The organism is Aureimonas sp. AU20, assembly GCF_001442755.1.
Taxonomy (GTDB): domain Bacteria; phylum Pseudomonadota; class Alphaproteobacteria; order Rhizobiales; family Rhizobiaceae; genus Aureimonas.
This window is the reverse complement of sequence record NZ_CP006367.1, coordinates 2,226,021-2,247,059: the sequence shown is the minus strand read 5'-3', so window position 1 is coordinate 2,247,059 and position 21,039 is coordinate 2,226,021. Positions and strand designations below refer to the sequence as shown.

The window sequence follows — 21,039 nt, the reverse complement described above, 5'->3', positions numbered from 1 at the left end:
GTTCCCTAGGATCAGGACTGCGCGGGCTGCGCGTCGACGGACACGGACGAAAGGGCGGGCACCGGCGGGACGGCCAGCACATCCTGAGCGGCCACCGCCACCGGCGCGGCCGAGGGCTTGTCGAACAGGAGGTGGCGGAACGCCCGCAGGGGGTAGGCGAGCGCCCAGACCAGAAGATTGGCATTGGCGAGGACCAGGGCGCGGCGGCGCTGGCGGGCCGAGCGCTGGTCGCGCACCGGGCTCATGTCGGCGAGCATCAACTCGGCGATCAGCGGATAGTCGCTATAGGCCGCGCGATAGCCGAGACCGACCACGGTCGAGGCATGGCCCTGGCCTTCCACCGCGCGGATCGCGACCGGCAGCAGCCCGGCCAGCGTTCCGTCGAGGCGCGTGACCCGGAGCGAGGCCTTGCTGCCGGGGGCGAGCGTGTCGAGCGAGCCTTCGATCTCGACGCGCACGCCGCCGGTCGAGATGTCGGTGACGCGTACCGGAAGGGAGCGTCCCTCGACCTGCAGTTCGGCCACGCGGTTGGTCAGGATGCGCGGGGCGCCGCGCCGTTCGCGCCGCTCCGTCACCACGCCGAGCGCGGCGGCGGCAAGCAGGAGGTTGATGACGTTCCAAATCGTGACGACGAAGAGGATGCCGCCGATCTCCGGCTCGGTCTGGTAGCGATAGAGGCTGTAACCGGTGGCGCCGAGCAGCACGGCGAAGATGGCGAAATAGGGCCAGGCGATCTCGGACAGGCGATCCTCGGCCAGAGTGTCGCCCTTTGAGGTGACGTTGAAGGTCGGGCGGCGCGGATTGACGATGACGCTGAGGACGGCGCGGAAGAGATAGACCGACTGGACGTATTCGTAGAGTTCCGACATCCAGGGCCAGCGCACCTGACCGTAGAGATAGTTGCGGATCAGGGAGGAGACCGCGAGATAGGTCAGCGCATAGGCGACGAATTCCTGCGTCGACACGTCGTAGATCTTCAGGTCGAAGAAGATGAAGAGCAGCGGTGCGACCATGAAGACGACGCGCATGATCGGGAAGAACCAGACCAGGGCCGACGAGAGGTAGCAGATGCGCTGGGCGAGCGAGAGGCCGGGAATGAGCGCGGCGTTCTTCAGGAACAGGATCTGCAGCATGCCCCGGCACCAGCGCGAGCGCTGACCGATGAAGCTGGACAGGGTTTCCGGCTGCAGGCCCGTTACCATGGACCGGTCGACATAGATGCTCTTCCAGCCGCGCGAGTGCAGGTCGAGCGCGGTTTCGCAATCCTCGGTGATGGTGATACCGGAGAAGCCACCGACCTCCACCAGTGCCGCGCGGCGCAGCACCGCCGCCGAGCCGCAGAAGAAAGCCGCGTTCCACTTGTCGAGGCCCTTCTGGATCGTGCCGTAGAACATCTCGTTCTCCGAGGGCATGCGATCGAAGGTCTTGAGGTTCTTCTCGATCGGGTCGGGATTGGAGAAGAAATGCGGCGTCTGGACCAGGAAGACCTTGGGATCGGCCACCATGTAGCCGACGGTCTGCCGCAGAAACTCGCGCGCCGGGGCGTGGTCGGCGTCGAAGACCACGATGAGATCGCCGTCCGAGGCGGCGAGGCCCGCGTTCAGATTGCCCGCCTTGGCATGGACGTTGCGCGAGCGGGTGACGTAGGTGACGCCGAGCCCGGCGCAGAGGGCCTGAAGCTCGACATGCCGGGCCTGCGCCTCGGCCGCCTTTGCGGGATCGCGCGCCGTGCGCTTTTCCTGCGTGCCACCGTCGTCGAGGAGATAGACCTGCAGCTTGTGTGCGGGATAGTCCAACGCCTTGGCGCTGGACAGGGTGAGCGCCAGGATTTCAGCGCTCTCGTTGTAGGACGGCACGAAAATATCGACGCGCGGCAGGGCGTCGTCGGGAACTTGGGGCGCCGGCGGACGCTTCATCGGATCGGCCACGACGAAGAGGTTCGTGCCGAGCAGCACGATATAATACATCTCGGCGAGGTAGAGGATGATGGCGGGGATGAAGTTGAGGAGGTCGTCGGGCGAGGGAAGCGTCGTCGTGGTGCGCCAGTAGGCGTAGCGCAGGACGACCACCGTCGCGATGGCGAGGAACACCGTGCGCCAGACGCCTTGCAGGCGCAGGAGGTAGATCGCCAGCGAGACGGAAATCGCGCAGGCCGCCAAGGCGAGCTGCGTATCCACGCCCACGGGTTGGGCGATCAGAAAAAGGCTCAAGACGGCGGTGAACAGCCACAATGCGCCAGTTGCCATGGTACGCATTCAATGATCTCCGAGGGGTTGGGCTGGCACCGGGTTCGATCCGTGCAGCACGTCCTGAAGTCATAAGCGTTCCAATGTGACCCTGGGTTAACTAGGCTTATTTCGTATAGCCTGGGCGTCCCGGATAATTGCCTGAACGTACAGAACTGCTTGATATGTTGGAACCATGCAGTATTTGACGCAGACTTCGAAATATTGATTCTCAATTTCGCATTGAATTTAAGCGCTCGTTAATAGTAAGTACTTGTGCCTGTTATCCCTGCGTTAGGGATAACAGGCGCTTCTGATCGGAGGGGATCTCCGGCGGCGTCAACGCGCTGAGAGGTATCGACTGGCAAATCGTGTTCGCCTCTATAGGGCAGCACAGTGGTAGCTGAGCCGGCGGCCTCCCTCACCGAGCTCTAGCGTCAATGGGCAGCGTGGACGGGCGAGAGTGTGGGGGACCAAGAAATTTTCCCGGCTAACGATAAAATCAGAACTGAAGGTTATACGTCCATTTCGAGCTGCGGATGTTATAAGAAATGCTGATGACAATCGACGTGACAGCGAGAAGACTTGCACAACTTACGTGATCCTCGCAGTTATCTTCCATGATCTGAAGTTTAAATACAAAATATCGCAGTTGCTCCAGAAGTGAAAATCGTCGCCCTTTTGCAACTTCGACAGTCTAGCCGATCGACTCCGCCTTCCCCTTTTTCGGGATTGAGCGATAGGATCGCGTGTCAGCGATCGGTTGCCCATGCGATACGTTTTCGACAGTGCCAGCGCGGATGTGTTCGACCCGGTCGGACAGCATCACGACCTCTATGCCGGGGGGACGGATGTCCGGCAGGCGGGTCCGCGTTTTCGCGCGCGCATCGAGGTGTGTCGTCTCGATCCGCTGGTCGTGTTCGACCGTCGGCTCGACGATGTCCTGCATGAGCGCACGATCGACGGCGCGCGGCGCGACGGCTTTTCGCATTTCACGCTGCAACTCGTGGTGTCAGGCCGGATGCGGATCGAGCATCCCGGCGGCCAAGCGGAAGCGGGCCCGGGCGAGATCGTCCTGTTCGACCTGACGCGGCCGCAGCGAACGCTGGCCCAGGACGCCCGCATCCTGACTTTCGCGGTGCCACGCCACCTGATGGAGCGCGCCACGATCCATGTCGCCGCCCTGCACGGCACCGTGCTCGGGCAGCAGCAGTCCGGCCTCCTTGCCGACATCATGATGTCGATCGTCTCGCGCCGGTTGGACGAGGCGGGCACCGATCCCGCGTCCGTCGTGCGAATCTTCGAAACGGCACTGGCGCTGGCGCTGCGGTTCGACAGGGACGCCGCCGACCCCCCGATCGACACGCCGGCCATGCTGGACCGCGTGCGCGTCGTCGTGGAAGCTCATCTAGGCCGGCGCGACCTGACGCCCGCGCTCGTGGCCAAGCTTGCCGGCGTGTCGCGCACCCAGCTTTACGCCGCCTTCAAGCCGGTCGGCGGGGTGTCCCGCTATATCCAGGAGCGGCGCGTGACGCGGCTGCGCAGCCTTCTGCAAAGCCCGGAAAACCAGGGCTCCAGCATCGCGCAACTGGCCTTCCAGGCGGGCTTCGCCTCGGCCAGCCATGCCAACCGTTCGTTCTGCGAGGTCTACGGCACCACCCCGGGCCGCTTCCGCCTCGCTCAGGGCGAACCCCTGCCCAGCGAAGCCGGACAGCCGCCATTCTATCACTGGCTGCGGAGTCTCAACTAAGGACAAGGAGCGCGCGACACCTGCTCCCGCCACTGGCATAGCCGTGCGGCGCAGGGATTAAGGCGTGGTCTTCACTGCTGCCAAAGCAGGCGTGTGAAAGGCGCGGTCGTGCGCTGTCCCCGCTCGGCTCAGATCAGCCAGTCGTCGCTTCGACCTTCCCCAAATCCGTTGCGGATGTAGTGAAGCAGGGCCGCGTCCTCGTCGTAACCGCCTTGCCCGTCCGCGAAGGCGGCGCGCAGGTCGGCGTAGCGGTTGAGATAGGCGTCGACGTCGAACCCTTGCGTCGCCCGCCCCTCGCGATAACCGATCGCCTCGTAGTGTTGGAGCCCCTCCGCCGCGACGCTTTCATGGCTCGCGCTCGCCCCGCCGAAGGCGCGCGTGAGGTCCTCGGACGAGGCGACGTAGAGAAGCGGATCGCTGGCGAGGCGGTGCTCGGCGGAGCCGCGGTTGATGTAATGCGCGGTGCCCGCCTCGGTGTCGGCGCCGAAAGCCTGTCGCAGATCGGCGTAGTTTTCGAGATATTGCTTGGCTTCGAAGGTGATGGCGTCGCGCCGCCCTTCCGCAAAGCCGCTCGTCTGGTAATGGCCGAGCCCGCTGGCCGCCAGGGTCTCGCGCGAGCCGCCATGGAAGGCGGCGATGAGGTCGGCAAAGCTCGCGATATAGACGAGCGGGTTTTCGGGAAGGCGGTGCTCGTCCACCCCATGCGACAGGAAATGCCGCGTCGCCCCGGCGAGATCGTCTCCGAAGACAGCCTTTAGATCACCGTAGGATTTCAGATACTGCGCGGCGTCGAAGCCCTGACGATGGCGCCCCTCGGCCGCGCCATGCGCGATATAGTGGGCGGTCGCCGCTTCGCCGTCGGTGCGTAGCGCCTGGGCGAGATCGTTGTAGCCCGCGGCGTAGGTCAGCGGGTCGAACCGTGCCACGGATGCGAGATCGACGGCCTGCTCCGGCGCCGCGAAGATCTCCGCTTCCACGATCGTATCAACGAACCCATGCCGGAGATCGATGGCATAGACCGTGTTGGCGCTGCGGAAGAGCTGGAAGCCGGCCCCGTCCAACCCGTCCAGCACGATCCGGTCCGTGCCGGCGCCACCGTCGATGCGATCCGAACCGGCGCCGCCGATGATCGTGTCGTCGCCGTCCTGACCGAACAGGAGATCGTTGCCCGCGCCGCCGTCGATCCAGTCGTGGCCGGCCCGCGCATAGACCTTGTCGTCGCCGCCCGCCATGACGAAGCGATCCCCGGCATCGCTGCCGATCGCCTCGTCGTCCGCCGCCAGCCCCTTGGCGCGAACGGCGGCGGTCAGCTGATCGTATTGGAACTGCGCGTAGGAGTGGACCAACCCCATCGCAGGGTCGCGCATCCATTCCACCGACTGCGAGGCGGCCAGCGCGGTTTCCGGCGTCAGCTCGTAGCCCCGGCCCGACGGATCGGGCTGCACGAGGCCGACGAACTGGAAGCCGCGGTTGGCCGTGCCCGTGGCAGCTTCCACGTTGCGCCATAGCCCCGTCACGTAGGTCCGATCCGCCATGCCCCTCTCCCCTTTCCCGCGCCAGGAGCCTGTCACCGCCCGAACCTGGATCGCGACGGATCAACCGGGACGGGGCGATGACAGGTCACAGGCCTGCGCGCTCGCACCTGCCGAGCATAGGCAGACCCGGGAAGGAAGGTAGCCAGACGAAAGCATAACTCTTGGTTGCAGTTAACGGGCTGATCTATCGACGGAACAGGTTGGCGTCGGCCAGTTCCGCCACCCCGTCGCCCCGCCCGCTCATGATGGCCCGCAGTGAGTAGAGGCTGAAGCCTGCGGCCTGCGCGAGCTGGATCTTGGGCGGCAGCGCGAGTTCCAGCGTTTCCGTCACCACGTCCACCAGCGCCGGACCATCATGGGCGAAGGCGGCCTTGACCGCCGTTCTGAACTCAGTTCACGAACGGCAGGTTTCAGGATCGCGCGGGATCAATCCGAACGGCTGAGATGGGCGCAAAGCCGCCGTCCCTACCTGATCGCAGAACCTTGCCTATCCCTCCGCCACCTCATCCATTTCGGGACTGGCCCTCAGACCCGTGGCTTCGTCTCGAGCCCTTTGAATGGTCTGCCGGCTGACGCCATAGTCGCGCGAGAGCTTGGAGACCGAGGCCCCCTCCCCTAGCTTCTCGCAAACCACTTGCTTCTGCGCAACGGTCAAGCTCCGCGGGCGCCCGAGGACCTTTCCCTGCTCCTTTGCCCGGATCAGGCCTGCCTGAGTGCGTTCGATCAAAAGGTCGCGCTCGAATTCGGCGACCGCGTTGATGACGCTCATGGTCATGCGACCGGTCGAGCTTGTCAGATCAACACCGCCGAGCGCCAGGCAGTGGACCTTCACGCCCATGCCTGCGAGCAACTCGACCGTCGTCCGCACGTCCATCGAGTTGCGGCCGAGCCGATCCATCTTGGTAACCACCAGGATGTCGCCCTCCTCCATTCGATCGAGAAGCCGAGCGAACCCTTCGCGCTGGGCGGCGGCCATAGAACCGGAGACCGTTTCGGAGACAACCCGCCGCGCGTGAATGTCGAAACCGGCCTGTTGGATTTCGCCGATCTGGTTCTCAGTGGTCTGGCCGTTGGTGGAGACGCGGACATAGGCAAAAGTTCGGGACATTGGGGCTCGAAACCGACCGAAATCGTCTCAATCTTATAGAGCATGTCCGAAAGGTCCGATACCTATCATTTGGTCAGGAGCGCACGAGACTGTCCTTAACCGATCGATTTTGCACACCTTGCTTTGAGCCTGATAGGGCATTCAGGGCACCGCTTGGCTCCGCCTATCTTAACGCTAAGGGCATCCTTGTGCACCATGCGGACAATCTGGCATAAATATCAAAATTCAAGGAATAGAAGTCTTGTATGGATTGGGGGTGGCATCGATGGTAGCTGCAAAAGGTAAGATTGTGGAAGGCGGACGAGTGATTCTCCCGGCCGCCTTTCGCAAGTCGATGGGCTTGGCAAAGGGCGATACCGTACTCATCGAATTGCATGGCGAGGAAGTTCGCATTCGTCCCGCAAGATCCGCCCTTCGCCGTTTGCAAGACAAGCTGAGGGAATATGCCCCCGAGAGCGGATCGGTCGCGGACGAGCTGATCGCCGATCGTCGGCAGGAAGCGGCTGGTGAATAGAACATGCCCTGCGTTCTCGATGCGTCCGCCGTCCTCTGTCTCCTGTTTTCCGAGAAGGGCGCCGATATGGTCGAAGCCCGTCTCGGCGACGCCAGCATCTCGGTCGTCAACTACACCGAGGTTCTGTCCAAGCTCGTCGATCGCGGTCTCGACGCCGAGGAGGCGATCCGGGATCTGTCGGATCTCGACATCACCGTTCTGCCAGTCGGCCAGGAGGTCGCGGAAGAGGCGGCTCGGTTGCGCGGCTTGTCAAAGGAGGCCGGGCTGTCGCTCGGCGATCGGTTCTGTCTGGCGCTGGCCCGCGGCCTTGGCGTCCCAGCCGTGACCACGGACCGCGCCTGGAAGGACATCGCTAAGTCTGCCGGGATAAAAGTCGAACTCGTCCGTTGAGCCGACGTGACGAAGCGATGATGGAATGACGAGACACAAGGCGTCAGCGGCCAGCGACCGGACTGTTCAGATCGATCTGTTCGGTGCGGCTTCTTCTCCTACCCTGCCGCGTGTGATTGTCCGCCTGCTAATGACCGTGTGCCGCGTGGCGGCCCCCAAAAAGAACGGCATCCACGGCTCCGCAGCTCGACGACCAGACGACGATGGTCGAGCGTCTGAAACGCACCGGTCGCTACCGCATGTTGCGTAAGCTCGTCCCACGCGAGGCCAAGCCTCATCTCTATCGCCCGACTGAGCGCACGCCCGGCGCTTAGCCACGACTCGGAACCGACCGGCCTCTTCGAGGGGACCGAGCTCGGCTACCTCGTGGGCCAGTGCGGCTATTTCCACAAAGGCCACCAAGCGGTGCAGGACTGCCATGCGATGCTCGAATTCCTGGCTCATCCGTCGCGAACGCAAACCCACGCGCCGCCTGTCCGGTGAAACGGGGTCCACTCCAGATCCCTCACACCCCCTTTTAGAATAAGGGTGGAGTCCAGAACTATGGATAACCGCCACGTCGTTCCTGTTGCCGCAAATGGGAGAATGAACCTGCCATCCGCCCTTCGTTCTTAGGACGTGTTGACATAGTCCTTCAGCCAGATGCGAGAGGCGGCGAGGCATAGGAAAGCCAGGAAGGAACTGGCGGTTTTATCGTAGCGGGTGGCGATGCGGTGAGCCTGCTTCAGTCGGTTGAACATGCGCTCGATGCGATTGCGGTCCCGGTATTGCTTGAAGTCGCAAGCTGCGGGCGCCCGGCGGTTGGCCTTGGATGGGATCACCGGCAGGACGCCCTTGAGCAGCAGTGATTGACGAACGTCGTCACCATCATAACCTTTGTCGGCCAGCAAGAGACGCGGCTTGCCGACTGGCATGGCGAGAAGGGCGGAAACGGTTTTGTAGTCGGACACCTCGCCGCCGGTCAGCACAAAGCCAAGAGGGCGTCCCTGACCGTCAGCGCGGGCATGGATCTTCGACGTAAAGCCGCCGCGGCTTCGACCAATGCCCTGCGCACAGGTCCCCCTTTTGCGCCCGCAGCCTGAGAATGGCCGCGAACTGTGGTGGAGTCGATCATGTGCCGCCAGTCGTCGGTCAGCCCGAGCTCGACCAGCGTCTCCAAGAGCGCATCCCAAACGCCCTGTTCGGCCCAACGCCGGAACCGGACATAGACCGAGTTCCACTTGCCGTAGCGCTCGTGCATGTCGCGCCATGGGCAGCCGGCACGCAGAACAAACAGCATGCCGTCGAGGAAACGGCGGTTGTCATGCGAGGGACGAGCCTTGCGACCTCGCTCGCTCGGCAAAAGCTCGCCTATAATGGCCCATTCCTCGTCCGACAGATCGCCTCGCATCAATCTCGCCTCCCAAAAGGAAGCCTTGAATCACGCCTTAGCCAATCCGTGAACCCACTCTGTCAACAGGACCTAGTTAGATTTAGAGCCGGGGACGAAACTGCATTGAGATCGTTGGTCTGGGATGGCCCATCTTGTTTCCGACGACCTCTGGGCGGCTGTGGAGCCGCTTCTTCCACCTGATCCGCCCAAGCCGAAGGGCGGGCGTCCGCGCATCGACGATCGGGCGGCCCTGGCTGGCATCGTGTTCGTTCTTCGCACCGGCTGCCCGTGGCGCGACGTTCCGGGCGAGTTGGGCGGCTCGGGCAAGACATGCTGGCGGCGCCTTTGCGCGTGGCATGCGGCCGGGGTCTGGGATCGGCTGCATCGTGTGCTTCTGGAACGGCTGTCCGAGGCCCATGCCCTGGACTGGAGCCGGGCGGCCCTGGACGCCTCCAGCCTGCCCGCCAAAAGGGGGGCTCTGAGACGGGGCCGAACCCGACGGACCGCGGCAAGCCGGGGACCAAGCGCCACCTCGTCACCGACAGGCAGGGCACGCCGCTCGGCCTGACGCTGTCAGGCGCCAACCGCCACGACAGCATGATGCTGGCGCCGACCTTGGACGCCGTTCCAACGGTTCGCAACGGTCGTGGCCGACCGCGTCGTCGCCGACCGCGTCGTCGCCCCAACAAGCTGCACGCCGACAAGGCTTACGATCACAAGCGTTGCCGCCAGGAGTGCCGGGCTCGCTCGGTCACGCCACGCATCGCCCGGCGCGGCGTCGAGAGCAGCCAGAAGCTCGGTCGCCATCGCTGGGTGGTGGAGCGCACCTTCGCCTGGCTTGCGCAGTTCCGCCATCTCGATGTGCGCTACGAGCGCCGCGCCGACATCAACATCGCCTTCACCAAACTCGCCTGCGCCATCATTTGCATTCGGCAGATCAGACGGTTTTGTCCCTAGCTCTAAGTCGAACGAGCAGAGCAAGACGGCTTTAGAGAAGAGCACGCAACAGGAAGGGCTGTGCGACGCCGAAAAGGAGGAGCTGGAGAACGGCGGCACCAAGACGCCTGGAACCACGACGCCCGGTGGCACGACCACGCCGGGCACGACCACCCCGACGACGGGCGGCAACATTCTTGGCCACGAGCAGCCGTATCCCGCGCCGACGAAACCGTCGGCGGTGCCGGACAAAGCTGTCTGGACGCCCCCCCTCGGGTTCGCCCTCGGGAACGCAGGGCACGTGGAAGGACCCGTCGACGGGGAACGTCTACAATCAGTCCGGCACCAAGATCACCAACGGAACCGGCCAGACCACCATCGGCGGCCAGGCTCCGGGTTCACCCGAACCCACGACGAAGCCGCCCGGCATCCCTGCCGGCACTGTCTGGGATCCGACCGTCAATGGATGGAAGAATCCTGGCAACGGCCACGTGTGGGGCACGGACGGCAAGGAATACGAATTCAAGGACGGCTCCTGGAAGCCCGTCGCCGGCACCACCACGCCCGGCACGACCATCCCTGGGACGACCGATCCGAACACTCCCGGCACCGGCACCAATCCAGGCACGGGCACAAACCCCGAAACCGGAACGAACCCGGGCACTGGGACGAATCCGAACGACCCGTCCGGCGGTATCGGCAACGGACTGGAGCCGAACGGTTCGGGCGGCTTCTCAGGCACCGGTACGCTGCTTGACTTGGCGACGTTCGCGGCGGGCTTCGGCTACGGCGATCCTTGGGACGACACCGACGACAAGCCGTGGAACGTCGCCTCTGACGCGGCCGCAGCCTCGCTCGGACTGCTGTCAGGAAGCGTCGAGTTCCAGGCCCCCGTCCCACGCGCGGACGGCTCCTGGTCAGTGTTCGGGTCCGGCATCGTCGATATGCAGGGGCAGCCGGTCGACCGCGGCCAGTACGAGTTCACGGTCCGCGGCGACGGTACCGGCTTCATCACCGTGCGCGACGGCGGTACGGCATTCCCGGGTTCGACGCAGGCGACGTACACCGTCGGCATGGATGGCCAGGTCCTGTCGTCGAGCAACGGCGTCTCGATCTCTGGAGCCATGGCTGCGCGCCTCGCCGCCGTGGCCCGCAACATCTATGCGAGGACGACGGGCACCGGCGGTACCGGCTACGCCGACGGCGGCGTGGTGCGAGGGGACGATCCCCTCGCCCTTATCGCTGCGTCGTACCGGAACGGCGGCCTGGTGGGCTACGCGGATGGCAGTCTCGTCGGCCCTGGCTTCAACACGCTCGGCCTGCCGATGGACTCCGGCTACCTCGGCCGGGTCGACGCCTTCCGTCGGCGCCCCACGAGGAAGCCGTCGCTCACCGACACCGACATCCTCGCGGCCATCTCCTCGCCGGCGTCGCGCATCGACGTCGACGCGGCTCTGGAGAAGGGCATGGGGCAGGCCGTCAACCGGGTAACCGCAGGCGGAGCGAACCTCATGGAGATCCCCGAGGACGGGCTGATGTCCTCGGCGAAGTCGCCCAAGACGCCCGGGTCAGAGATCCCGCGTGCGGATCCGACGTCGCGCTTCTCCGACAGCGACGCGCTGTTCGATCAGGGCACGACGTTCCTGGACGACGCGGCCGACACGACGCGGAGCCTCGTGGACATCGATCTCGACGGCTTCTCGTTCGATCCCATGTCGACGCCGAAATTCGGCCAGGGCACGGGAGACGAGCGGTACGACGCGCTCATGTATCAGCTGGTGGCGAAGGAAAATTCGCCGTTCGCCAGCATCGGCAAGGGGTACATCGCCCGTCAGGCCCGCGACCTCGGGCTGGCAGAGAAGCGGTTCGGCTCGGACGAGAAGGTCGCCAACGTCCAGGCGGACAAGATCTCGAAGATCGCTTCGGCGGAGGCTGGCCTCGCCGGGAAGTCCGCCGATCTGGCGAACTCCGACATGGAGCGGATGCTGAACCGCGACTCCTACCAGGCCCGCCTGGACACCCTGCTGCTCGGACCCGACGTGGCCCGCGCCCAGATCGCGGCGTCGAAGGCGACGGCCTCCTCCGGCGACGCCGGCGGCCTGCAGACCGTGTGGGGGAAGGACGAGAACGGCAACCCCGTCGCGCTCCAGCAGACCAAGGACGGCAAGCTCCGTTGCCTGGCGACGCCGGAGGGCGTGAATCCCACGTCGCTCTACGAGAAGGCGTTCGAGACCGAAGGCGGCAAGAAGGCCGGCGGTCTGGCCGCGCAGTCGATCGCGGACGCGCCGAAGTCCATCATCGCGGCGGACGCCGTGATGGGGACGATCGACGAGATCCTCGGCGACGCCAACCTCGCGTCCTCGGCACGCTGATGAAGCTCGACGACCCGGCCGATGTAACGAAGACGATCGGCGGGATCTTCAACGCCCGCGACGGCGTCTCCAGGATGTCGAAAATCTCGGCAGCCGTCGCCGGCGATCCGGACGCGCAGCAGGGTCTACGCCGTGCGGTGGTCGACCACATGAAGCAGCGGCTGGTCTCCAACACCGAGGCGGCGACGTCGGGCGAGGCGCTCCTGAAGGGCGACGCCTTCCAGACGTTCGTCGGCAGCAACCGTGCCACGCTGAAGGCCGCGGGGTTTACGGACGCGGAGCTCGACACGTTCGGCGCGATCGCAGCGGACATCCAGCGGTCGAACCGGTCCCTGGCGGCCGTGAAGATCCCGAGCCAGTCGAACACGGCGCAGGACGTCGGCTCGGTGCTGTCCCGCGTCCTGCAGGCGTCCGGATCGAAGGGCGGTGGACTCGGTCTCGGCGGCGTGGGCTTCCTCGCCGGCGGGCTGCCGGGCGCCGTCGCGGGCGGTCTCGCGGCCGGCACTGCGAAGATGCTGTCGATCATGAAGGCGAACGGGCTGTCGAAAGTCGAGGACATCCTCGAGGACGCAGTCCTCAACCCCGACCGCGCCAAGATCCTGCTGCAGCGCCTCGACCCGAACGCGTCTCCCGTCGAGTGGGAGAAGCTGGCGCAGGCCTTCGCCCGCGCCGGCACGACGACCACCAACATCGAGAGCGGCGCCGAGCCCCGTTCCCGCGCACCTTTCCAGAACTAGGAGTAGATCACGATGATGCCGTTCCAGTCCGCCCCGCCCGCGCCCGCCAGCGGCACCGCCTCCCCGCTCGCCGAAGCCCTCGCCAAGGAAGGCTTGATGGCCCCGATTCAGACCGCCAGCCCGGGCCCGGCCGCGATGCGCTCGGCCCCGCCGCTCGGCGCCGGCTTCATGCCCGCTCCGGCCATGCCGGGCGCGATGCCCGGAGGCATGCCGGCGCCGGGTATGCAGCAGCCGCAGCCGCCCGCCGGTGGCGTTCCGGGTATGCCTTTTCAGCAGATGGGCGGCCCGTCCATGGGTCAGGGGATGCCGGGCTCGACGGGTCAGGCCGGGGCGATGCCGCCGAAGCCGGGAGTGCCGTTCGCGGGCGCGCCAGGTGGTCCGGCAGCGGCTCCGGGCGGTCCGATGGCGGGGGGTGCGCAGCCGCAGCAGCGGCCGCCATTCGGCTGAAGGGGTCGGAGCGAACGATCACGTCATATCGTTCGCTTTAACGGGACCTTCCTCGGACGGGTCATGAGCGCATTTTTGCGCACCGCTTTGCGCACCGCTCGGGCCTCCTTCTCTCTGAGGAGGCCCCTTATTGGTCTCTGACGCTTTCGTAGACGCCCTTCGGCCCCATGCCGGCACAGGCCTCCCACCCCGCCGACACCGACACGCGGCCCGGGTCGAGATCGAACACCCCGAACGGCCGTCCCGCCGCCTTCCCGACCGCGATGCCGCGCACGATCGCCCCGCCGATCGTCGCGATCCCGAGCTCCACTTCCGTCTCGAATTCGCACACCGGCGTCAGCGAAAAGTCCGTCGGGTCCGTCGCCGTCCAGCGCAGATGCCAGGCGTCGCGCCCGGCCGGCAGCATGCGCAGCTCGCAGACCAGGTCGTCGCATTCGCGCTGGTAGTGTCCGGAGTATCGGTCCGCGGCCGCCGCCGGCGTGACAAGGGCGAGCGAAAGGGTGGCGAGGATCAGTCGCATGGTCGTCTCCGTGTTGTTGGGTTCAGTCGACGGCGGGGATCGGCGCGCCCAGGCGCTCCAGCCGGAAGACGAGGTCCTCCCGGCTGATCATTCCGAGCGCATAGAGTTCGTGGAGGTCGGACGGGAGGACGCCGGTCCCACGAATCGTGCGGTCGTAGCCGAGCGACGCGGCGCGCCGACGGACGTGGTCCTCGCGGCTCACGGCTTCGGCTCCTGCGCGTCCTGGATCCGCGCACGCCAGTTCGGATGGTACCGGACGTCCACCACCAGGCTCTGATCGAACGCTTTGTTCTCGTCGCCGTAGCCCTTCGGATTGGCGAGGACGCGGGTCCGCCCGATCCGGTAGTCGAAGCTGTCGTGCACGTGCCCGTGGATCCACAGGTCCGGGCCGACGCGGGCTACAAGGTCGGTAAGATCGGACGCGAACGCGGGGTTCGCCACGTCGCCTTCGTAGCGCGGATGGATCGACCGCGGCGTCGGCGCATGGTGCGTCACCACCACCGTCGGGCCGTCGAACGGCTTCGTCAGCTCCTCCTCCAGCCAGATCCGCGACGCCAGGTACAGCGTGCGCGCATGCTAGGGCATGAAGCGGAGGATGCGGCGGTGCTCGTCCGGATCCGACGCCGCGATCATGCGGTGGTCGTTGATCCCGCGCTCCGCGATCTCCATCGCGAAGCTCGTCGTCGCCGGGCCGTAGAGCTCGTAGTCGGTCCAGAGCGTGCAGCCGAGGAAGCGGGTTCCGCCGAGGACGACGGCGCGATCCTCGAGGTGATGGACGCCGGGCACGGGGTCCGGCGTTTCCACTCTGGCCTTCACGCAGCCGTAGTACTCGTGGTTGCCGGCGACGAAGATCACGGGCGCCTGAAAGCGCTCCGAAAGCCAGCGCAGGGACGCCGCCGGCGGGGACGCGACGTCGCCCGCGACCACGACGACGTCGCAGTCGACGACGAGCGGTTCCCAACCGGCGCCGGCACGGTGTTCCAGGTGCAGGTCGGAGAGGACGTGGACGCGCATCAGACCGACGGCCCCTTCGGTTCGTCTTCGTCGTGGACCTCGGCGGCTTCGCGCAGCCAGGCCGCGTGGTCCGCCGGCGTCGAGGCGATGGCGGGCCCGACGCGGGACAGGAAGACGTCCGGATGCTCCGATGCGTGATCGACGCTCGCCGCTTCGTAGCGCGGACGCGGATCGACAGCGACGTCGAGGACGAGGCCGGGGTTGAAGGCGTGGTTCTCGATCGTCGGCAGGCTGCGCGGCGACTGGTGGCGCATGACGTAGCCTCGCGGATTGCAGACGACCCGTGTGCGCCCGATCATGTAGTCGAGGTTGTGGTGCACGTGTCCGTGCACCCACAGATCAGGTTCGTGCTTGTGAATCAGATCCTCCAAATAGCTGGCGTAGGCCGCATCCAACGGCTTCGTCGCCTTGCCGTCCTCGAGCGACCGCGCGCTCGGCGCGTGGTGTGTGATCACGACGGTCGGGCCGTCGAACGGCGTCGCCAAGACAGATTCGAAGGCGCGCATCTGACGGTGGTGCGCATCGATGAAATTGCGAATGTGCCGCGTGTGCTTGCGGCCCTGCCAACGAATCGCCCGCCAGTCCGTCATGTAGGCCATGAAGTCGCGCTGCGACGTGTAGCCGTCGCCGTAGCTGTTGACGTCGGTCCAGAGCGTGGCGCCGACGAAGCGGACGCCGCCGATGATCGTGCTGTAGCCGTCGAGGACCTGGATGCGGTCGCCCATGCTCGTCTTGCGACGGACGCGGTCGACCTCGTCGTCGAGCGAGGCGCCGTAGAAGTCGTGGTTGCCCGCGACGACGAGCATCGGCATGCCCTCCGGTGCATTCGCCTCGAGCCAGAGACGGGCCTGCCCGGACAGGCGTCCGCCGACGTCCCCGGCGACGATGGCGACGTCGGCCTCGACGCCGCGAGGGAGCGTGTAGGGGACGACGTCGTTGTGGATGTCGGACTGTATCCAGAGTCGCACGTTGCGCATGGGCCGGCCTCCTGTCGCCGATGTTGGGGAGCTACGCCGTAGAAAGATTTCAGGCCTGCGGGGCGGCCGCGTCGCGATCCTTCATGATCTCGCGAATGGTCGACTGGATAATGCAGAGGCCCATGCCGGCCCGCTGCGCGTCGGTGCGGAGCCGGCTCCAGACCGAGATTGCTTGATGGCAGAACTCGACGGCCGGGATGCCCTCGCGGGCTTCGATCTCGGCCACGCGGGCCGCGACGTCGGGAGCGAGCGCGAGGATCATTGACGCACCTCCAGACGGTCGCGGACCGCGATAAGCGTTTCGACGGCACGGCGGAGCTCGCGCAGGGTGCCACCACCCCAAGCCTGGCGGACTACGTCCTCCTCGTCCGGCGCCAGCGGCGGGATCATGCCCTCCTGTCCTGTCTCCTCCTCGATATCGAGCAGTATGCGGCGGGCGAGCGCGCCGATGTGCTGCGGTCCCGGATCCGGCATCTTCATGATGCGGAAGCGGTCGCGAAGGGGCTTCGTCAGCCCTTCGAGGCTGTTGCAGGTCGCGACGTAGTTCACCATCGACAGGTCGGCCGACGTGTCGAGTGCGGCCTCGTGATAGCGGCTCGCGGTATGCGGCTCCAGGAACGGGAGAAGTGCAGCCTCGAGATTCTCGGAATGATGGTGACCCGCCTTCTCCAGCTCGTCGAGGATGACGACGGGGTTGGCGATACCGCTCTGGCGGATGAGCTCCAGCGGCGTCGAGACCGACGCCGTCGACCAGCGGCTCTGGGTTCCGCCACACGAATTGTCGGCCGACGACGCGCAAGGGTACACGATGGAGCGCAGCCCGAGCGTCTCCGCGAGCGCGATCGCCATCGAGGTCTTGCCCGTGCCGTGGCCGCCGACGAGGAGGACCGGGCGGAATCGGATGGGCTTCCCGAAGCGCAGGTCAGCCCCAATGGCGCGCACGACATCGACCGCATGCGGCCATGCACATTCGAAGTCGCGCAGATGCTGATACATCATGCGGTGCAGCGGGATCGGGGACGTCAGCGCTTCGTACATCTTCGAGACGTCGCGCTTCTCGCTCGTCTTGTGCCCCTCGGTGCGGTGGAGGACCTGATGCGTGAACGGCGTCGGCGTCGCGACGACCGGGGAAGCGACGCACAGGTCGTCGAATAAGCTCTTCACCTCATGCTCGACCTCGCCGGCGCCCTGCTCGTCGGCTTCGAGGATGTCCCGTGCGCTCAACTTGTCCGTCGCGAAAGGCAGGTAGCGGTCGAGCATGTCGTCGAGCACTGCGAGTTCGGCGACGCCGTAGGCGAGTATGTCCGCCTGGAAGGCGAAGGGCGGGTCGATCGGGTCGACGTGGATCTGCGCGCCGGTGACGCCCGCGAGGTAGGCGCGGCGGAAGAAGTCGCTTGTCGGGCCGATCAGGACGACGAGCTGCTCGATCGCGGCGACGTCGCGTTGCAGCGCCATGTACCACGCCAAACGGATCTTCAGGTGGCCGGTCTGGGGGAAGGCCACATGGCGCGGCGGAAGGGCGGAGACGAGCTTCCACACGGCCTTCAGGGTCACCGCCGATGGAATGCGCTCGAGCTTCTCGACGGCCGGCGCGAGCTTGCCGGCGATGGTGTGGTGCGACTTCGTCGCCAGGTGCTCGGACCACAGCGTCGCCGCGGCGCGGATGTCGCGGGATAGCGAGCCGCCGAGAGGAGGCAGGCCGGAGACGTAGTCCTCGTCGCGGGGAAATTCGCCTGCGAGAATCGCCTCGCGGCGCTCGGCGCGGTGCGTCAGGTCGCGCTTATGGGCGCGTGCGTTCGCAAGCAGGTCTTCTGCGGTGGGGTCGGGCATCCGGTTCAATTCCTTCAAAGTGCGGCCTGTGCCGACTTGCGAAGGATAAGAACACAGAGAGGTGGACCTTAGGCTCAGGACTCATTGATCAGATCCAAAAGATAACGGCGGCTGCGATGCAGATGGCCGAGAAGAAGGTGTGGGCGCATCGGTCGTAGCGAGTGGCGATGCGGCGCCAGTCCTTGAGCTTGGCGAACAGGTTCTCGACCTTATGGCGCTGGCGGTAGAGGGCTGCGTCATAGGGGAACGGAACCTTGCGGCTCCGGCTCGACGGGATGCAGGGCTGAATGCCTCGCGCTTCGAGTTCGGTGCGGAGCCAGGCGCTGTCGTAGCCCCGATCCGCGATCAGGTGGATGGCGGGCGGCAGGGCGTCGAGCACGAGGCGTGCGCCTCTGTGATCGCTCATCTGCCCTTCGGACAGGAGCAGGACGATTGGCCGTCCGTCGCCGTCGCAGACGGTGTGCAGCTTGGAGTTCAGGCCGCCTTTGGTTCGCCCGATACGACGGGGAACATCCCCTTTTTGAGAAGGCTCGCCGCCGTACGATGCGCCTTCAGGTGCGTGGCGTCGATCATGATGCGCTCAGGTCCGGGGCCCTGACCCGCGAGCCCGGCAAAGATGCGATCGAAGACGCCGAGCCGCGACCAGCGGATGAAGCGGTTGTAGAGCGTCTTCGCCGGACCGTAGCCGGCAGGCGCATCCTTCCACTGCAAGCCGTTGCGGATGACGTAGATGATCCCGCTCACCACCCGTCGGTCGTCGACCCGCGGCACCCCATGCGACAGCGGGAAGAACAGCGATATCCGTGCCATCTGACGCTCGCTCAGCAGAAACAGTCCGGCCATCGAAACCTCCGTCCCAAAGCCGAACTGAATCAGAGGTCAAAACAAATTAACAGGTCCTGAGCCTAGTCTTTAGGGAGTGAGTTCAATTGTACGCGTGTGCTCGCAATCCGGAAAAAAAGGCGTTCGCGGGCGTCCATCGCCTGCAATTTCGCCTGCGCTTCGGCGATTCCGACTAGAGCATGGGCGAGTTTCAGCTGCAGCGGACGGCGCATCGTGGTGTTCCCGCTGATCCACCTCTCCGCGGTGCGGTGGTTCACGCCGAACAGGCTCTTCAGCTCGTAGACCGGATCGGCGGCGACGGCGGCAAGGCGATCCATAAGGGCGTGCTGCTGCATGCTCTCCGCGACGGCTTGCATATAGAGATATTCGTCAGGCCAGATATCCGGGTGCTCCCAAAACGAGGCTTTTTCGTCTGCCATGATTCCTCGCAAATGTAGGAACGGGCACCATGACGCGTAAGCCTTTCTCCGGCATGAACACAGAAACCACCGCGAATTGCCGCCCGGGAACAAAAGGGCATCCATGGTATCGAGTGGAGAGCGGGAACCCAGGCCACGCGGGCATTTCAGGTTGCGGCCCCCGCGTTCACACCGAGGGGGTCACAGGTTCGATCCGTGTCGCGCCCACCATTCAATCAATCACTTACGACGAAGATGCAAGTGTCGTGGCGGTTTGCTGGACTTGCGCGTTCGGCTCGTAACTAAAACGATCGCGAGTGCTGCGCCGCGTTTGATTTCAGGCGATCGATGGTTTGCGCGTCGTCTCCTCGGTGCCTTCAGACGAATGCGAGTTCTGTCTCATGACGGACTGCCGTGCGGGCAGGCGTTTGCTCCGTAATGGGATGGCGGCTGTTCGGGACTAAAGCAGCTTCTCAGCGGCTGCCGATCGATCCGCGTTCCCCTCCCATCGAATTTCGGCTCTACCGCTGGCGTCCCGGCAAGCGTAGCGCGAGCCTGAACCAGCCAACGTCAAGACGCCCCAGCGCGTAAGAGAAGGCGGAGCGCGGTTGCCCGGCGCTCCGCCCTATTGGCTCAGACCAGCTTCAGCAGGTCGTCGATGGACTTCTTGGCGTCACCGTAGAACATCCGCGTGTTCTCCTTGTAGAAAAGCGGATTTTCGATACCGGAATAGCCCGTGCCCTGCCCGCGCTTGGAGACGATCACCCGGCGTGCCTTCCAAACCTCGATCACCGGCATGCCGGCGATCGGGGAGTTCGGGTCCTCTTCCGCCGCCGGGTTCACGATGTCGTTCGAGCCGACGACGATCGCGACGTCCGTGGTCGGGAAGTCCTCGTTGATCTCGTCCATTTCCAGAACGATGTCGTAGGGGACCTTGGCTTCAGCCAGAAGCACGTTCATGTGCCCGGGCAGGCGCCCGGCGACGGGGTGGATCGCGAAGCGCACCGTCTTGCCCTTGGCCCGGAGGCGCCGGGTCAGCTCCGAGATCGAGCCTTGGGCCTGGGCCACCGCCATGCCGTAGCCGGGAACGATGACGATCGAGTCCGCATCCTCCAGCGCTTGCGCCACGCCGTCGACATCGATGGCGACCTGCTCGCCCGTGATCTCCTGCGCCGGGCCGGACGTGCCGCCCCAGCCGCCCAGAATGACCGACACGAAGTTCCGGTTCATTGCGCGGCACATGATGTAGGAGAGGATGGCGCCCGACGAGCCAACCAGTGCGCCGGTGACGATCAGGAGATCGTTCGACAGGGTGAAGCCGATCGCCGCCGCCGCCCAGCCGGAATAGCTGTTCAGCATGGAAACGACGACGGGCATGTCCGCCCCGCCGATCGCCATGATGAGATGCCACCCGAGCGCGCCGGCCAGGATCGCGACGAGGATCAGCGTCCAGATGCCGGCCCCGTTCAGGTAGAGAAGGCCGAGGATCAGGCTGACGACGAGGCCGGCCAGATTGATCGCATGCCGATTGGGCAGGACCAGCGCCTTGGAATCCAGACGCCCCGAGAGCTTGCCATAGGCCACCACCGAGCCGGTGAAGGTGACGGCGCCGATGAACACGCCGAGGAACACCTCGACACGCATGATCGACAGCTCCACCGGCGTCTTGTGGGCGAGCGTCGCGGCAAAGCCGGTGAGAAGGTCGCCCGTGCCTGTGGCCAGCGCATGAGCGACATGCGCCGCCTCGATATCGGCGTTGAAGCCGATGAACACGGCGGCCAGTCCGACGAAGGAGTGGAGCGCGGCGACGAGCTCTGGCATCTGCGTCATCTGCACGCGGCCGGCGAGCCAGCCGCCGGTGAGGCCGCCGATGACGACGAGCGGCACGACCAGCCAGAGCGCACCGACGGCCGGCCCGGTAATGGTGGCGAAGACCGCCAGCGCCATGCCGACGATGCCGTACCACACGGCGCGCTTGGCGCTTTCCTGGTTGGACAGGCCGCCCAGCGACAGGATGAAGAGGATGGAGGCGACGATATAGGACGCGCCGACGAGACCTTGGCTCATATGA

General features: G+C 65.5%; 20 protein-coding genes and 2 pseudogenes. 7 read left to right on the top strand and 15 right to left on the bottom strand.

The window, feature by feature from the left end:
• Window positions 1–11: 11 nt before the first annotated feature.
• Window positions 12–2,255 carry a UDP-forming cellulose synthase catalytic subunit gene (bcsA, locus tag M673_RS09900; RefSeq protein ID WP_082639299.1) on the bottom strand — a complete coding sequence of 748 codons (2,244 nt, stop codon included), beginning with the start codon at window positions 2,253–2,255 and terminating at the stop codon, window positions 12–14.
• A gap of 739 nt (window positions 2,256–2,994) precedes the next feature.
• Between bcsA and M673_RS09895 the strand changes: the two genes are divergently transcribed.
• Entirely contained in the window at window positions 2,995–3,975 is a 981-nt protein-coding gene (locus M673_RS09895; protein ID WP_061975796.1) for a helix-turn-helix domain-containing protein, read from the top strand.
• Window positions 3,976–4,103: 128 nt separating this feature from the next.
• Here the strand turns inward: M673_RS09895 and M673_RS09890 are convergent, their stop codons facing one another.
• From M673_RS09890 to M673_RS09885, 3 genes are all read right to left on the bottom strand, one after another.
• Window positions 4,104–5,510 (bottom strand): calcium-binding protein, encoded by a 1,407-nt coding sequence (locus M673_RS09890; RefSeq protein WP_061975795.1) that lies wholly within the window; start codon window positions 5,508–5,510, stop codon window positions 4,104–4,106.
• A 184-nt stretch (window positions 5,511–5,694) separates the two neighbouring features.
• Window positions 5,695–5,850 (bottom strand): hypothetical protein, encoded by a 156-nt coding sequence (locus tag M673_RS23635; RefSeq protein ID WP_202814316.1) that lies wholly within the window; start codon window positions 5,848–5,850, stop codon window positions 5,695–5,697.
• A 147-nt stretch (window positions 5,851–5,997) separates the two neighbouring features.
• On the bottom strand, window positions 5,998–6,618 hold the full coding sequence (locus M673_RS09885; RefSeq protein ID WP_061975793.1) for a recombinase family protein: 621 nt from the start codon (window positions 6,616–6,618) through the stop codon (window positions 5,998–6,000).
• Window positions 6,619–6,883: 265 nt separating this feature from the next.
• Here M673_RS09885 and M673_RS09880 point away from each other — a divergent pair, with 265 nt between their 5' ends.
• Both M673_RS09880 and M673_RS09875 read left to right on the top strand, forming a co-directional pair.
• Window positions 6,884–7,132, top strand: coding sequence for an AbrB/MazE/SpoVT family DNA-binding domain-containing protein (locus tag M673_RS09880; protein ID WP_061975791.1), 249 nt, complete (start codon window positions 6,884–6,886; stop codon window positions 7,130–7,132).
• Window positions 7,133–7,135: 3 nt separating this feature from the next.
• Entirely contained in the window at window positions 7,136–7,522 is a 387-nt protein-coding gene (locus tag M673_RS09875; RefSeq protein WP_061975789.1) for a PIN domain-containing protein, read from the top strand.
• A gap of 611 nt (window positions 7,523–8,133) precedes the next feature.
• Here M673_RS09875 and M673_RS24155 read toward each other — a convergent pair.
• A pseudogene (locus M673_RS24155) lies at window positions 8,134–8,912 on the bottom strand (IS5 family transposase).
• 124 nt (window positions 8,913–9,036) lie between these two features.
• On the opposite strand from M673_RS24155, the pseudogene M673_RS23630 reads away from it, so the two are divergent.
• The 4 genes and pseudogenes from M673_RS23630 to M673_RS09845 all read left to right on the top strand — a co-directional run bounded on the left by M673_RS23630 (window position 9,037) and on the right by M673_RS09845 (window position 13,386).
• A pseudogene (locus tag M673_RS23630) lies at window positions 9,037–9,851 on the top strand (IS5 family transposase).
• 176 nt (window positions 9,852–10,027) lie between these two features.
• Window positions 10,028–12,202 carry a hypothetical protein gene (locus M673_RS24605; RefSeq protein ID WP_187301247.1) on the top strand — a complete coding sequence of 725 codons (2,175 nt, stop codon included), beginning with the start codon at window positions 10,028–10,030 and terminating at the stop codon, window positions 12,200–12,202.
• Complete coding sequence (locus M673_RS09850) at window positions 12,202–12,939, top strand: hypothetical protein (protein WP_061975782.1); 738 nt, start codon at window positions 12,202–12,204, stop codon at window positions 12,937–12,939. The genes M673_RS24605 and M673_RS09850 overlap by 1 nt, the downstream gene beginning before the upstream one ends.
• Window positions 12,940–12,951: 12 nt before the next feature.
• Window positions 12,952–13,386: a hypothetical protein gene (locus M673_RS09845; RefSeq protein ID WP_061975780.1), complete on the top strand. Its 435-nt coding sequence runs from the start codon at window positions 12,952–12,954 to the stop codon at window positions 13,384–13,386.
• A gap of 127 nt (window positions 13,387–13,513) precedes the next feature.
• Here the strand turns inward: M673_RS09845 and M673_RS09840 are convergent, their stop codons facing one another.
• From M673_RS09840 to M673_RS09790, 10 genes are all read right to left on the bottom strand, one after another.
• Entirely contained in the window at window positions 13,514–13,906 is a 393-nt protein-coding gene (locus tag M673_RS09840) for a hypothetical protein (RefSeq protein WP_061975778.1), read from the bottom strand.
• A 22-nt stretch (window positions 13,907–13,928) separates the two neighbouring features.
• The gene (locus tag M673_RS09835) at window positions 13,929–14,108 is read right to left on the bottom strand and encodes a hypothetical protein (protein ID WP_061975775.1); all 180 of its coding nucleotides are present in this window, start codon (window positions 14,106–14,108) and stop codon (window positions 13,929–13,931) included.
• Window positions 14,105–14,446 carry a hypothetical protein gene (locus M673_RS24795; protein ID WP_274534676.1) on the bottom strand — a complete coding sequence of 114 codons (342 nt, stop codon included), beginning with the start codon at window positions 14,444–14,446 and terminating at the stop codon, window positions 14,105–14,107. The genes M673_RS09835 and M673_RS24795 overlap by 4 nt, the downstream gene beginning before the upstream one ends.
• A 36-nt stretch (window positions 14,447–14,482) precedes the next feature.
• Window positions 14,483–14,920 (bottom strand): metallophosphoesterase family protein, encoded by a 438-nt coding sequence (locus M673_RS24790; protein ID WP_061975772.1) that lies wholly within the window; start codon window positions 14,918–14,920, stop codon window positions 14,483–14,485.
• Complete coding sequence (locus tag M673_RS09820) at window positions 14,920–15,897, bottom strand: metallophosphoesterase (RefSeq protein ID WP_061975770.1); 978 nt, start codon at window positions 15,895–15,897, stop codon at window positions 14,920–14,922. The genes M673_RS24790 and M673_RS09820 overlap by 1 nt, the downstream gene beginning before the upstream one ends.
• Before the next feature lie 49 nt (window positions 15,898–15,946).
• Complete coding sequence (locus tag M673_RS09815; protein ID WP_061975768.1) at window positions 15,947–16,159, bottom strand: hypothetical protein; 213 nt, start codon at window positions 16,157–16,159, stop codon at window positions 15,947–15,949.
• A complete protein-coding gene (locus M673_RS09810; protein ID WP_061975766.1) occupies window positions 16,156–17,727 on the bottom strand; it encodes an AAA family ATPase in 1,572 nt (523 codons plus the stop codon). Before M673_RS09810 ends, M673_RS09815 begins: the two co-directional genes overlap by 4 nt.
• Before the next feature lie 88 nt (window positions 17,728–17,815).
• Window positions 17,816–18,570 (bottom strand): IS5 family transposase gene (locus M673_RS23620; RefSeq protein ID WP_148640015.1). Its coding sequence is split into 2 segments (ribosomal slippage): window positions 17,816–18,237 and window positions 18,237–18,570, totalling 756 coding nucleotides; the frame shifts between segments, so codons are not numbered across the junction.
• A 62-nt stretch (window positions 18,571–18,632) separates the two neighbouring features.
• Window positions 18,633–18,989 (bottom strand): hypothetical protein, encoded by a 357-nt coding sequence (locus M673_RS09795; RefSeq protein ID WP_061975760.1) that lies wholly within the window; start codon window positions 18,987–18,989, stop codon window positions 18,633–18,635.
• 612 nt (window positions 18,990–19,601) lie between these two features.
• Window positions 19,602–21,035: an NAD(P)(+) transhydrogenase (Re/Si-specific) subunit beta gene (locus M673_RS09790; protein ID WP_061975758.1), complete on the bottom strand. Its 1,434-nt coding sequence runs from the start codon at window positions 21,033–21,035 to the stop codon at window positions 19,602–19,604.
• Between the last annotated feature and the right edge of the window lie 4 nt (window positions 21,036–21,039).